Origin of the sequence: Clostridium malenominatum (assembly GCF_039521365.1) — a bacterium.
In the GTDB taxonomy this organism is placed as follows: domain Bacteria; phylum Bacillota; class Clostridia; order Clostridiales; family Clostridiaceae; genus Clostridium_AW; species Clostridium_AW malenominatum.
Genome location: NZ_BAAACF010000001.1, coordinates 109,506 through 124,578, shown reverse-complemented (window position 1 = coordinate 124,578; position 15,073 = coordinate 109,506). Strand labels below are relative to the sequence as shown.

General features: G+C 31.9%; 12 protein-coding genes. All 12 read right to left on the bottom strand.

Annotated features, from left to right (window positions below):
* Position 1: 1 nt before the first annotated feature.
* Positions 2-1,330, bottom strand: coding sequence for a DRTGG domain-containing protein (locus tag ABDZ69_RS00695; protein ID WP_343765391.1), 1,329 nt, complete (start codon positions 1,328-1,330; stop codon positions 2-4).
* Between the two features lie 9 nt (positions 1,331-1,339).
* A complete protein-coding gene (whiA, locus tag ABDZ69_RS00690) occupies positions 1,340-2,293 on the bottom strand; it encodes a DNA-binding protein WhiA (RefSeq protein WP_343765388.1) in 954 nt (317 codons plus the stop codon).
* Positions 2,294-2,298: 5 nt separating this feature from the next.
* Positions 2,299-3,642, bottom strand: coding sequence for a gluconeogenesis factor YvcK family protein (locus ABDZ69_RS00685; protein ID WP_343765386.1), 1,344 nt, complete (start codon positions 3,640-3,642; stop codon positions 2,299-2,301).
* Positions 3,639-4,523, bottom strand: a complete 885-nt coding sequence (gene rapZ / locus ABDZ69_RS00680) for an RNase adapter RapZ (protein WP_343765384.1) — start codon at positions 4,521-4,523, stop codon at positions 3,639-3,641. Before rapZ ends, ABDZ69_RS00685 begins: the two co-directional genes overlap by 4 nt.
* Positions 4,524-4,636: 113 nt before the next feature.
* Positions 4,637-5,551: a UDP-N-acetylmuramate dehydrogenase gene (gene murB, locus ABDZ69_RS00675; protein WP_343765383.1), complete on the bottom strand. Its 915-nt coding sequence runs from the start codon at positions 5,549-5,551 to the stop codon at positions 4,637-4,639.
* Positions 5,552-5,664: 113 nt separating this feature from the next.
* A complete protein-coding gene (gene uvrC / locus ABDZ69_RS00670) occupies positions 5,665-7,527 on the bottom strand; it encodes an excinuclease ABC subunit UvrC (protein ID WP_343765380.1) in 1,863 nt (620 codons plus the stop codon).
* Between the two features lie 14 nt (positions 7,528-7,541).
* A complete protein-coding gene (locus tag ABDZ69_RS00665) occupies positions 7,542-8,144 on the bottom strand; it encodes a metal-dependent hydrolase (RefSeq protein ID WP_343765378.1) in 603 nt (200 codons plus the stop codon).
* Positions 8,145-8,157: 13 nt separating this feature from the next.
* The gene (locus tag ABDZ69_RS00660; protein WP_343769545.1) at positions 8,158-9,057 is read right to left on the bottom strand and encodes an HD domain-containing protein; all 900 of its coding nucleotides are present in this window, start codon (positions 9,055-9,057) and stop codon (positions 8,158-8,160) included.
* 17 nt (positions 9,058-9,074) lie between these two features.
* On the bottom strand, positions 9,075-10,505 hold the full coding sequence (locus ABDZ69_RS00655; protein ID WP_343765376.1) for a peptidoglycan D,D-transpeptidase FtsI family protein: 1,431 nt from the start codon (positions 10,503-10,505) through the stop codon (positions 9,075-9,077).
* Between the two features lies 1 nt (position 10,506).
* Positions 10,507-11,709 (bottom strand): FtsW/RodA/SpoVE family cell cycle protein, encoded by a 1,203-nt coding sequence (locus tag ABDZ69_RS00650; protein ID WP_343765373.1) that lies wholly within the window; start codon positions 11,707-11,709, stop codon positions 10,507-10,509.
* Positions 11,710-11,736: 27 nt separating this feature from the next.
* Positions 11,737-12,165: an FHA domain-containing protein gene (locus tag ABDZ69_RS00645; protein WP_343765372.1), complete on the bottom strand. Its 429-nt coding sequence runs from the start codon at positions 12,163-12,165 to the stop codon at positions 11,737-11,739.
* Between the two features lie 75 nt (positions 12,166-12,240).
* Positions 12,241-15,063 carry an excinuclease ABC subunit UvrA gene (uvrA, locus tag ABDZ69_RS00640; protein ID WP_343765369.1) on the bottom strand — a complete coding sequence of 941 codons (2,823 nt, stop codon included), beginning with the start codon at positions 15,061-15,063 and terminating at the stop codon, positions 12,241-12,243.
* Between the last annotated feature and the right edge of the window lie 10 nt (positions 15,064-15,073).

The following is a 15,073-nucleotide window of genomic DNA, read 5'->3' as shown; positions in this document are numbered from 1 at the left end:
ATCACTTCCTTGTAACTTTCGCTGAAACAAAAGCCTTGGCAATTATATCTTTCCTACAATCGTACATATCTATCTCTACCTTGCAAAAGCTTCTTCCCATTACCTTGCAAAAGGTTTTTCCTCTATCTATTATAGTTACGTATGCGTCAATATCTGTATCCATCTGAACTGGTTTCATAAAATAAGTTGATATATTGTCCACAAATAAGCTAATACTATCTTCTTCAGATAAACAAATTATAGCCATGGTTGAAAGTAGCATATTTAAGGAGCTCCAGGAAGCTGTGCCTATTGGATCAAGCATTTCCGAAGTAACTCTTCCTTGAAAATGCATCTGATCCCCTTCCCATTCACGCTTAAACTTTTTCATGACAATGCTATCTAAGTTTTCTCCCACTTTAGGCTGCCTGGCTGCATGTCTTAATGCCTTTGTAATATCTGCTCTTTTTACTCCACCAATTAACCTTTTATTTTCTACAACAGGGCAAAATTGAATGCCCTCTCCTTCAATCACATGAGCTGCGTAAGCTACTGTGGTTGTTGGCTCTAATATAGTTACATCTCTTGTCATAAGCTTTTCAATTGAAATATTTCCGTTTAAGTTAGCCCTTAGCTCTTTTAAAGTAACTAGTCCCATCAGCTTCATATCATCATTAACTACTGGAAACTCTACTTGAGATGTATTCTCCATTAATTTTCTCCAGTTAGATACATGATCCCCAATAGTTAGATATGGATACTCATAGTCCATTATATCTTCAACGAGTATTATTTCTTTTTTTACTGTGTTTTCTGAAATAGCTCTATTAATCATACTAGCCACAGTAAATGTATCATACCATGTGCAAATTACTGGCATTTCATTATAATCTGCTAATCTTTTTACCTTATCACTACACTTAAATCCACCAGTTATTATTATTCCACAATTATTCATTAAAGCCAGCTCTTGAACCTCTTCCCTGTTTCCCACTATTAACAGTGAACCTGGAGTTATATACTCTTCAATAGCTTCTGGGGTCATAGCTCCTATTACAAAATGTTCCAACTTTTTATGAATGCCTTGTTTACCTGCTGCAATACTTCCTTCTACAATCCCAACTATTTCACCAAAGGTTAATACTTCTTTATTTTTCTTTTCTACCTTTTCTATTCTTATAGTTCCAATCCTTGGTATTGTAGTTACAAGACCTCTTTCTTCACATTCTTTTATTGCTCTATATGCAGTTCCCTCACTAATACTTAGAAAGCTAGCAATAGTTCTTACAGATATTCTTGTTCCAACATTTAAATTATTTATATATCTTATAACCTCTTCATGCTTAGACATCAGTTAGCTTTACCTTCCTTCCTTCCTAAGTTCTTCTGCTATTTTTTCAATTTTTCTAAGTCTATGATTTACTCCAGACTTCCCTACAGGAGGAGATAACATTTCTCCTAATTCTTTTAAAGACTCGTCAGGAAATTTTAATCTTAACTCTGCAACTTCTCTTAAATTAAGAGGAAGACGTTTCAATCCTATTTCCTTTTGTATAAGCTTTATACTCTCCACTTGTCTTACTGCTGCATTTACAGTTTTACTTAAATTTGCGGTTTCACAATTTACCAATCTATTTACGTTGTTTCTCATTTCCTTCATTATTCTTACATTTTCAAGCTCTAAAAGGGAAGAGTGAGCACCTATTACATTTAATAAATCAATAATCTGTTCCCCTTCTTTTAAGTAAACAATGTAACTATTTTTTCTCTGTATAACTTTAGAACCTAATCCATAACTATTTATTAGCTTACTTAAATTATCTGCATAATTATTATTGTTTGTTACAAATTCTAAATGATAAGTTTTTTCAGGGTTGCTTATACTTCCTCCCCCTAAAAAAGCTCCTCTTATATAAGCTCTTTTCGTTTTATCATCCTTTACCATATTAGGGGAAATATCATAATTCAAAGCCATTATTCCTTCTTCCCCTTTTAACACTTCTGTTTCCTTCAAGAATTCTTTAACATCTACATCTTCTCCAATTATAATAATGTAAACATTGTTTTTCTTAAAAGTGTTACTTCTCTTAACCATTATTTTTGTATGAACTTTAAAATGTTTCTTTAACAACTTAAAAATAAGCCTTGCAATGGCTGGATTTTCTGTTGTTATTTTAAGCCCTAGCTGTTTATTACCACCAAAAGTTAAGGTACCACTTACCCTCATAATTGCTGATAATTGTGCTAATGCCTCTTCCTTTGTAAAATCTATATATCTACAAATTTCATTTTTAACTTTAGCTGAAAACGACATGATCTCTACTCCCTATTTAACTTTTTATTTTTATCTTTGAGCCTCTCTGATAGATAGAAGTATTCTATTATCTTTCTTCTATCATAAAGCAATTTTTTGTCCATTATAGTTTCTATTAATATGGAAGCTAATTTCTCTGAATTATGTCTTATCAATCCATTTTTAACACTTACAAAGTCAGCCTCTACTGTTTTTACATTAAGATTTTTTATATTTTCTTTGTCAATTTGCACTATGTGAGAAGCTTCTTCCTTATACTTGCCCTCCATGTCCTTCTCTATTTTTCCATCGTTTACAACTACATAATCTATAACCTCATTGCCTCCGTGCTTAAATAAAGCTTTTATATGGTCAGAAACTGAATACTCATCCGTTTCTCCAGGCTGAGTCATTATATTAGAAACATATATTTTCAAAGCATGGGTTTTGTGCAAAGCAGTACTTATCTCTTTAACAAGAAGATTAGGAATAACACTAGTATATAGGCTTCCTGGCCCAAGTATTATAGCATCTGCTTCTAAAATAGAATTTACCGCCTCTCTTAAGGCTTTGGCATCCTTTGGTTCAATAAAAATTCTATCTATACCACTATTTTGCTTTAACACTTCTTCTGGAATACTGGATTCGCCTTTAACTATAGACCCATTTTTTAGCCTTGCCATTAAAACCATATCGTCTAAAGTAACAGGAACAACTTTCCCTGTTACTGCAAGAACAGAACTCATCTTTTGAACTGCTTCTTCAAAATTACTTGAAATTCCATCCATGGCAGCTAAAAATAAGTTTCCAAAACTTTGATTTTTCAGTCTACCATCTTTAAACCTATATTGTAGTAACTCTTCCATTAATGGTTCTGTATCAGATAAAGCTAATATGCAATTTCTTATATCTCCAGGTGGAAGTATGCCTAAGTCTTCTCTTAAATCTCCAGATCCCCCTCCATCATCTGCTACAGTAACAATTGCTGTTATATTAGAGGTATAATGCTTTAAACCCCTTAGCATGGTAGAAAGCCCAGTGCCTCCTCCTATAGCAACAATTTTAGGTCCCTTAACTAATAATCGTTTCTCATATATAAGTGTCTCTAACTTTTTTGAGTCTATAGATACGTTTAAATATCCTTTATTAATTAAAGCAATAATTGATCTCATTGCTTGAGTTACAGCTATATATATCATAAATACGCCTGTTATCAATAGAAATATATAAAAAGCTATATAATAATAACTGTATAAGCGGTTTCTTACAAATTCAATAAGTGCAAAAGCTATAAAAAGTATTCCTGAAAATAAAAATAATATCCACCTTTTAACTTTAATACCTGGTCTGAGCCAATCACTTATTTTCATAGTTTTCTCCCATCCTTATAGGTATCTTGTTGAATATCTCTATGATCTCTATTAACCCTATGACCTTTATCTTTTAATTTCTCATAGATATCATTTGTAATAGCTACAGAGCGATGTCTTCCACCAGTACACCCAATAGCCACTATGAGCTGTCTTTTTCCCTCTTTAATGTAGTTTGGAATTAAAAACTCCAACATATCCTCTAGCTTTTCTATGAATTTTTTAGTTACATCATAGGACATAACATAATCTACTACCTGACTATCATTTCCCGAATATTCTTTTAACTCAGGAATATAGTATGGATTAGGCAAAAATCTTACATCAAATACTAAATCTGAATCTAAAGGTATGCCATATTTAAAGCCGAAGGAAACCACTGTAATTATAAGTTGATTTTCAATTTGATCCTTTTCACCATATATTTTAGTTATTTCCTCTCTTAATTTCATGGTTGAAAAGTTTGAAGTGTCGATTATGTTGCTAGCTCTATCTCTAACTTCTCTTAATCTATTTCTTTCTAGCAATATACCATTTAATATTCTTCCATCTGGTGCTAATGGATGCTTTCTCCTTGACTCTTTAAATCTCTTAACTAGAACCTCATCGGAAGCATTTAAAAATAGTATTTCATATTTATATCCTTGATTTTTAATATATTTTAAACTTTCAAATAGATCATCAAAGAATTCTCCTCCTCTAATGTCTACTACCACAGCAATTTTGTTTATTCTACCTTCTGTTTGATAACAAGCCTCAGCAAACTTAGGAATTAAGGTCGGGGGTAGATTATCCACGCAAAAATACCCTAAATCTTCTAAACTTCTTATGGCTTGGGTTTTTCCAGCTCCTGATAAACCAGTAACTATAACAAATCTCATAATCTTCCTCCTTACGTAGTTATATTTCTAAACTACTTACCTACTATTATAGAATAACATAAAATAAAAGTTAAGGACAAATCATTTTATTATCCTTAACCTTTACAAACTTATCAATCTTCTCCAACTATCATTACTTCTGTATGAAGTTCCACATCAAACTTTTCTTTTACAGTTTGCTGCACTAATTTTATTAATTTTATTATATCATTTGCATTAGCATTTCCCTTATTTATTATAAATCCTGAGTGTTTTTCTGAAACTTGTGCATCTCCTACATTAACACCCTTAAGACCACTATCTTCTATTAATTTTGCCGCAAAATATCCTGCTGGCCTTTTGAAAGTACTTCCCGCTGAAGGATACTCTAGTGGTTGTTTTTCTTTTCTTCTATTTGTTAAATCATCTATTCTCCCGTATATTTTTTCCTGTTCACCCTTTTTTAAATTAAAGACTGCTTCTATAACAGTGTACCCGTACTTTATAATAGCACTCATTCTATAGTCTAATTCTAGCTCTTCTTTTGTTAAGGTTTGGAATTCTCCCTTACTATTAAGCACATATGCACTCTCTATTACTTGAGATATCTCTCCATTGTATGCTCCTGCATTCATAGTCAATGCACCACCTATGCTTCCTGGTATACCACTTGCGAATTCAAAACCTGTTAAAGAGTTCTTAGCAGCCATAGATGAAACCTTTGATAGTAGAGCTCCGCTTTGAGCAATTATTTTATTTTCCTCAATTTTTATGTTGTTTAGTTTACAAAGTTTTATTATTATACCTCTTACTCCTCCATCTCTTACTAAAACATTGGAGCCGTTTCCTAAAACCAAATAAGGTATATCTTTTTCTTTAGCGAATTTTATTATCTCTTTAATTTGTTCATAAGTTTCCGGTGTCAATAGTATGTCTACAGGTCCTCCTACTTTGAAGGATGTATGATTTTTCATATACTCATCTATCTTAACATTGTCTTTTCCTATGATATTTTCTAAAGGATACTGAAAATCTTTGTAATGATTCATATTACTATCTCCTTGAAATGATTATTATATATAATATTTAAGTATAATGTATAAAATTTGCTTTATCAATATTTATATTCTAGTCACTTTCTCACCTATATATTCAATAAAAGCTAGTCCTTCCTAAAAAAATCCAATATACTTTGAGCAGCTTTTTTATCTATGGATGGAGTAGTAACTAATTCTTCATAAGTAGCTTCTTTAATGCTTTCAATACTGCCAAACTTTTTCAATAGTTCCTTTCTTCTTTTTTCTCCTATATTAGGTATCTCGTCTAAAACAGAACGTAACACTCTCTTATCTCTTAAGCTTCTATGATAGCTAATTGCAAACCTATGAACTTCATCTTGTATTCTAGCTATTAATTTTTTCACATTAGCTCTTTCTTTTAAGCTAAATTCCCTATCATTATATATTAGGCCTCTAGTGTTATGGTTATTATCCTTCACCATTCCACATACGGGTATACTAATGTTAAGCTCTCTTAAAACCTCTAACGCAACATTTACCTGACCCTTTCCACCATCCATTAATATTAAATCTGGAAATATGGAAAACTTCCCCGAAGTAAATTCTATGTTCCTGTTTTGTATCTCTTTTATTTCTTTTAAACCATGCTCAAATCTTCTAGTAAGTATCTCTCTCATGCTGTCATAGTCATTAGGCCCTTTTACCGTATTAATTTTAAATCTCCTGTAGTCACTATTTTTACTTTTTCCATTTTCAAATACTACCATGCTTCCTACAGAATCAACACCTTGAATATTTGAAATATCATAGGCCTCTATTCTTAAAGGTACCTCTTCTAGTTCAATTAAATCTCTAAGCTCTTTTAATGCAACTTCATGTATTTCTTTATCTTGAAGTATTTTAAGCTTAAACTGCTCTAGAGTTAATTTTGCATTTTTATAAACTAACTCTAATATATTTTTCTTGTCTCCCTTTTGAGGTATTTTAACCCAAACCTTAGAACCTCTTTTTATTGTAAGCCATTCCTCAATTAATTCTTTTTCATCTAGGCTAGGTACATATATACTTTTAGGTATAAAGGCTGTTCCTCCATAAAAGTTTTTAATAAAGCTAAGTATAACTTCTCCACTTTCCATACCAAAAGTGTTTTCCAATACAAAGTGCTCTCTTCCTACAATTTTTCCTTCCCTTAAAAAGAACACTTGTACACAACTATCTTTTTCATCACTGTATACATTTATAAAGTCTTCATTCTCATAATTACCAGTAATTATCTTTTGTTTTTCTCTGACTTTTTCTATAGATAATATTTTATCTCTTAATCCAGCAGCCTTTTCAAATTCTAAATTTTCCGCTGCTTTTTCCATTTCCTCTTTCAAGCTTTGAGATAAGTTTTTATCCCTTCCTGATAACAAGTCTATAATATCTTCTATAATTTTATTATATTCTTCTTTTCCTATATTGCCCCCACATGGCGCTTTGCATAATCCAATATGATAATTTAAACAAGGTCTCCATTTAGCGCTTTTTTCTGTAATATATTTTTTACAGGTTCTAACTGGAAATATCTTTTTAATAAGTTCTATGGTTTCATATACCGCTGAGGCATCTGTGTAGGGCCCAAAATATTTTCCACCATCTTTTGCAACTACTCTTGTTACATATACTCTCGGAAAATCTTCATTTATAGTAATTTTTATATAGGGGTAACCCTTATCGTCCTTTAAAAGTATATTATATCTTGGTCTATGCTTTTTTATAAGATTGCATTCTAATATTAGAGCTTCTATTTCTGAGTCAGTAACAATATATTCAAATTCACTAATATTTTTAACCATAGCCCTTACTTTTTCAGAATGGTTTTTTGAACTTTGAAAGTATTGTCTAACTCTGTTTTTTAAAACTTTTGCTTTTCCTACATATATTACTTCTCCTAAAGCATTTTTCATTATATAAACTCCAGGTTTATCTGGCAATACTTTTAATTGATATTCAAAATCAAACATTTTTTCCTCCCACTCTAAAATAAATTCGGTAACTTAAAGACTATGTATATTAATCCAACTATAACTATCAGCTCTTCTATAGTATTTCCAATTTTAGAATTGGTTTTAAAGGTAAAAGGAAGCTTAATATTTTTCTTTTTAAAAGGGTAAAACAAAGGTACTCCTCTATTTGTACCCATATCGCAAAATAAATGTAATCCATATCCAATCATAAAATAATAAATTACGTTATTAACATGATATATGTTTCCTATATATGCTGTAATGAAAGAAAAGGTAATCATTCCAACTAAGCTATGAGTTAATCCATTTCTATGAGTAGATATACCAATTAATATTAATATTATTCCTATTCCATTTAAAAACGCTTCTCCTCTATATAAATAGCTATACCACATTAGTATTAAACCAAGACATATATATATGGTGACTTTAGTTAGTTTATTTTTAAAAGGCAATATGTATTTATTTATTGCGCTTTTAGGATGGTCTATATCTGGCAATAAAGAAGCTACAACTACTATTCCTAATCCCCACAGGTCCGACATTGCTAATGGTTTATTATATAGAGCAAGAACAGCCACTACTCCTATACCTGCGTGAGTTTTTCCTTTCATAATTAAATCACCATTATATTTTATTTTCTATAGCGTTTACTACTTGACTATCTATAATATCTGCCACATTCAATAAAATATCTTCTATCCCCTTTGGTGGAAAGTTTCCAAATTCTCCATGATGGGCTAAAATTGAATAACATATATCATCTAGCTCCTCTTCACATATTGGATTTCCCATTTCACTATTTATTTCTCTAACATATGCTGCACCTAAAACTAGATGATCTAATTTAATTTCTTTTCTTCTAATTATTCCTTTGTAATCATATTCCTTAATCTTCATTATGTCGTGAACTATGGCCTTTAACATTAGCCTATCTTTATTAATTACATCTTTAGCACTCATATAAAAGGGGGTAGTTATATAATTTTTTATTATATCTTCTATGGATTTCATTACTCCTACGGTATGCAGGAATAATCCTCCCCTTTTATTTCCATGAAATTTTTCAGCAGCTACACAATTTATAAAGGCACTCCATCTTTCTTCATTATAATTCAAAGCTCCTGTAGCTCCGACAGCTATTTTTTTATACTTTTCTTCTAGATTATTTACTATAGTATTAAAATATTCTATAAGTTCCTCTGGAATATGGTATACAGGAACAAATTCAGAGTAATCAATATCTTCATTAACATTTTCTATAATAGGATTTCTAATTTGAATACTTCCATTATATCTATTTACAATACCACTTACTCTTATTACAGTGTTTACTTCCATGGTTCCATTATATTTATCGTAATTATCCCATATTGGAAAAGCTAATGTACTACTACTATCTTGAATTATTATAAGTAAATAAGGAGATCCATCCTTTTTCCAACCTGTTCTTTTATCGCTTAAAAGAGCATCAAACTGCACCTTTTCTCCATTTTTTAGTTCTTCTAAATCTTTAATTTTTAACATCATTTTTACCTCCTAAATTATTTACTTAATGCCTTCTTAAACATAGCAGAGGCAATACTTGATGCAATTCCTCCACCCACTCCACCTTCTTCAACTATTACTGCTAAAGCTATGGTTGGGTCTTCATAGGGAGCAAAACCTATAAACCAGGAATGAGGTGTGGCAGCTTTCCCTTCTATGGAATGCTCTGCTGTACCAGTTTTCCCACATATACTTATACCATAAACTCCTGCCCCTTGACCAGTTCCTCTTTCTACTACAGCTTTCATAGCTTCTTTGATTATAGCTGCGTTTTCCTTTGAAGTGACCCTTCCCAAAGAATCACTCTTTATTTTATCTAAAACTTCTCCCGTGTTATTTAAGATTTCCTTTACCAAAGTAGGTTTCATCATAACTCCATCATTTCCTATAGTTCCTGCAACTAAAGCCATTTGAATAGGCGTTGCAAGGATTGAGGATTGCCCTATAGCACTTTGAGCTAAGTTTCCAACTTCATAGCTTTTTATAGATGGAAATCTGCTATTCTCTATGACCATTCCATTACTTGGTATATTATTGTTAAAATAAAACTTCTCCGCTGTATCTTTAAGTTTATTGTTACCAAGTTCCATACCCATTTTACCAAAAACCACATTACTAGACTTAACCATTGCTTCTTTAAAATCTATGTTCCCTAAAACAGCTCCATTATAATTTCTCAAGGATTCTTTAGAATTAAAGACTAAAACCCCTTTATCTTCAAAAATCCTAGTCTTCGTATCCTTTATATTTTCAAGAGCACTTACTGCTGTCACTACTTTAAATACGGAGCCTGGAGTGTATAATCCTGATGTGGTTCTATTTAATAAAGGGTTGTTTTTATCCCCTACAATCTCCTCCCAGCTCCCTTTTAAATCATTTGGATTAAAGGAGGGTTTCGATACTAGAGCTAGAATCTCTCCACTTTTAGGATCTAAGGCTACTATAGCACCTCTTCTCTGTCCTAGTAAATCCCACCCTAGCTTTTGAAGATTATAATCCAGAGTAGTTTTAAGACTACTTCCATACTTTTCCTTATTACTTTTATTTATATTCATTAAATTAGATATTGTGTCCTTTATACTGACACTAGACAGTTCCTTATCATATCTTCTCTCAAGACCTGAAAGCCCATAACTAATATCTATATATCCAAGAGGATGTGCAAAAACCTGTCCCTCTGGGTATTCTCTTTTTTGGTTGTCTCTATTTGTTCTAGTACTTTTAGCTAGCACCTTCATATTCCTATCAAATATACTTCCTCTTAAAACCTCATTTTTTTTAGCCCACACTCTTTTTTGATTGTATTGACTAGATACAATTTTAGGTGCAACATTTATTTGAAAATATGTTATATATGAAATAAGACCTATAAAACATATTAAAAATACCATGGTAACTTTTTTAATATTATTCGAAATTCCCTTCATTTTATCTCCCCTCTTCAGATATCTTTTGAATTACTCCTAATGCAAAAAAAATGCTTAACATTGAGCTTCCGCCATAGCTTACAAGAGGGAGTGTAATACCTGTTAATGGTATAGCATTTATAACTCCTCCTACAATAACCAATGTTTGGCAAGCTATCATAGAACTAAATCCAACAGTTATTAGCTGCGAAAACTTATCCTCTGCATAAAGAGCTGCTCTCATACATCTATAAAAGAGTAAAAAATTTAAAAGTACTACTGCAAAACCTGTAAGTATACCTAGTTCTTCACAAATAACAGAAAAAATAAAATCTGTAGTTCTTACAGGTATATATTCTGGGTACCCATTTCCAAGGCCTACTCCTGTCAAACCTCCTGTAGCTATTGCTAGCATTGACTGTACTACTTGGTAGCTCTTACCAGTAGCATAGGGCCAAGGATCTTGCCATATTAAAACTCTTAATTTCACGTGGTCAAATAGTAAGTAACTTATGTATCCACCTGCTAAAAACAGCAATAGACACACAACTATATATTTTAATTTAGAAGTTGCTATATATAACATTGTTACAGATATACCGAAGAATATTAACGCACTTCCAAGATCTCTTTGAAGCACCATAAATCCTAGAGATATAGCAACTATGGCAGCAGGTTCTATTAAATCTTTGAAGTTATCATAATCCTTAAGAGTAGATGCAAGATAAGCTACCAAAAACAATTTACCAAATTCTGAGGGCTGAAAAGCAGCTCCTCCTATGGATATCCAATTTTTAGCTCCAAAGGTTTCCTTTCCAAATAATGTTCCTAGTGACATCAATACAATAGTAGCTATCATGTATAATCTTTTATAGTCACTGAATTTCTTTAAATTAGGCAATAAAATTACAATAAGTATAAATGCAGTTACTCCCGTTGCGAACCATACTATCTGTCTTATAGAGACAGATGTATCCACTCTGTAAAGTACTATAAGTCCTATGACTGCTAATATACTTGAGTATAAAAATATATACTTATCTCCACCCGAGAAAAATTTTCTTATTATAAAATGTGAATATCCAATTAAAAAGCTTATTATAGTAGCCATTATTATAGCTCCCTTATCAAAAGGCTCTTTTAATATAGCTAAATTTAAGAAACCTACATAACACAATAAAAATGTATAAAGGAGTAGTTTAGTTTCTTCTTTTAATCTTAACAAAACTCTTTCCCTCCCCTTAGCGGTTAGCTATCGAATAAACTTAAGTACGGTATTTCCTATTTTAACTATATCTCCAGCACTTAAATTAGCCTCACCGTTAATTTTGTCTTCATTTACAAGTATACCATTAGTACTATCCAAATCCTCAATTACATAATCATTATCTCTAATATAAATCTTTGCATGAAAAGAGGATACATATGGATCATCTAATATAAAAGTATTTCCTTCTTTTCTTCCTATAGTTATTTCATTTTTTATTGGAATTACTCCACCTTTTTTCAAACTTCCACCATTACCTGGATGAATAATTTCAAATCCAGCACTTTTTACTTCTTCTCTGCTTCCATTAGATTTTATATCCTTGTTCATTATCTTCAAGGAAGTCCAAATTATTAAGTATATAATTCCTATTATAACTAATGTAAAAGCATAACTTATTTTATCTATGAACATATAACCACCTTCTTTATTTTTACATTGATATGTATTGAAAAGACTAGCATATATATTATGCTAGCCTACTCTAAATTATAACATCTTTTTTAAATAATGTCCCGTATAAGAATTAGCATTACTGCTTATGTCTTCGGGAGTTCCTAGGGCTATAATAGTGCCCCCTTTGTCTCCACCTTCTGGTCCTAAATCAATTATATAATCTGAGCATTTTATAACATCTAAATTATGCTCTATAACTATAATAGAGTTTCCAGCCTCTACTAATCTATGAAGTATTGATATTAATCTATTAACATCATCAACATGAAGACCAGTAGTTGGTTCGTCTAATATATAAAGAGTTTTTCCAGTACTTCTCTTAGACAATTCATAGGCCAGCTTTATTCTTTGGGCTTCTCCTCCAGATAACTGAGTTGAAGGTTGACCTAGCCTAACATAACCTAGCCCAACATCCATCAAAGTTTGAAGCTTATTTTTAATTCTAGGAATATTTTCGAAAAACTCCACTGCCTCTTCCACAGTCATGTTTAATATATTATCAATGTTTTTGCCCTTATATTTTACCTCTAGTGTTTCTCTATTATACCTTTTACCTTTACATATCTCACAAGGAACATATACATCAGATAAAAATTGCATTTCAATTTTTATTATTCCATCTCCCTTGCAAGCTTCACATCTTCCACCCTTTACGTTGAAACTAAACCTTCCTGCCTTATATCCTCTCATTTTAGATTCAGAAGTATTTGAAAAAACATCTCTTATTATGTCAAATACTCCTGTATAAGTTGCAGGATTAGACCTAGGTGTTCTTCCTATAGGGCTTTGATCTATATTTATTATTTTATCTATATGCTCTGCACCTGAAATCTCATTATGAGCACCTGGGTTATCCTTTGATCCATTTAGTTTTTTATTCAATCCCTTATAGAGTATTTCATTAACCAAAGTACTTTTTCCAGAACCTGAAACTCCTGTAACACAGGTAAATACTCCCAGTGGAAAATCAACATCTACTTTCTTTAAATTATTTTCAGAGGCGCCTTTTATCTTAACCCAATTTCCATTGCACTCTCTTCTAGTTTTCGGAACCTCAATTTTTTTCTTTCCACTTAAGTATTGACCAGTAATAGATTTTTCAGTCGCCATTATTTCTTCTAGTGTACCTACAGCTACAACTTCTCCACCATGTTCTCCCGCACCTGGGCCTATATCTACAATGTAATCCGCTTCCCTCATGGTATCCTCGTCATGTTCTACTACCACTAGAGTATTACCTAAGTTTTTTAAATGTTTTAATGTAGCAATTAGTTTATCATTATCCCTTTGGTGAAGTCCAATGCTAGGTTCATCTAGTATATATAAAACTCCCATAAGGCTAGAGCCTATTTGAGTTGCCAGTCTTATTCTTTGTGCTTCTCCCCCAGAAAGAGTTCCTGCGGTTCTAGATAGATTTAAATAATCTAAACCTACATCTATTAAAAACTTCAACCTGCTCTTGATTTCCTTTAAAACTTGACTGCTTATTATTTGTTCTTTTTCAGTAAGAGTTATTTTTTCTATAAACTCTAGTTCATCTTTTATAGACAGTCTAGAAAAATCGTTTATATTTTTGCCCCCTACAGTTACAGCCAACGCTTCTGGATTTAACCTAGCTCCTTTACATTTAGGGCAAGGATTATTACTCATATAGGATTCTACTTCCCCTTTTATATAGTCTGAACTTGTCTCAAAGTATCTTCTCTTAAGGCTATTTATAACACCTTCATAAGCATGGTTAAACTCCGAAATTCTATTTTCCTTTTCGTATTTAACTTTAATTCTCTCTCCTTTTAATCCATACAGCAAAATATCTATTATTTCAGGAGATAAATCTTGAATTGGAGTATTCAAACTAAAATCATATTTTTCGCTTAAGGCCGTTAATATACAATAAGTCCAAGCATCTTCCTTTAAAGCTCCTTCTCCCCAAGCAAGCACCGCTCCCTCCATTATACTTTTGCTTTTATCTGGTATGACTAAATCTTCATCTATTTCTAATAAAGTTCCTAGTCCATCGCAGTGATCACACTTTCCAAAGGGAGCATTAAATGAAAATAATCTTGGCGCTATCTCTCCAATACTTATACCACATTCCGCACAGGCAAAGTTTTCGCTAAAGAGTATATCCTCTCCATCTATTATATTTATAACCACAATGCCTTCTGATAGCTTTATCGCTATTTCCAAGGAATCTGCCAATCTGCTTCTAATATCATCCTTAACAACAAGCCTATCTATTACAGCCTCGATAGTATGTTTTTTATTTTTTTCAAGATTAACTTCTTCCTCTTCTAAATCTATAGTATTTCCATCTATTCTAGCCCTTATATATCCACTTTTCTTTATATTTTCTAAAACCTTAACATGCTCCCCTTTTCTTCCTTTTATTATAGGAGCTAGTATTTGTATTCTAGTTCTTTCTGGAAGTTCTAATATTTTATCTACCATTTGATCTATGGTTTGTTGCTTTATTTCTTTTCCGCATTTTGGGCAGTGGGGAATACCTATTCTAGCATAAAGCAGTCTCAAATAATCATATATTTCAGTAACAGTTCCCACTGTGGAACGTGGATTTCTTCCTGTAGTCTTTTGATCTATAGATATAGCTGGGGATAATCCTTCAATGTATTCCACATCTGGTTTATCCATTTGTCCTAAAAACTGCCTTGCATAGGAAGATAATGACTCCACATATCTTCTTTGCCCCTCAGCATATAATGTATCGAAGGCTAAGGAGGATTTCCCGGAACCAGATAAACCTGTAAATACCACAAATTTGTCTCTAGGTATTTCTAAATCTACATTTTTTAAATTATTTACTTTTGCTCCTTTTATAACTATTTTATTTATCATAAATGTTTAC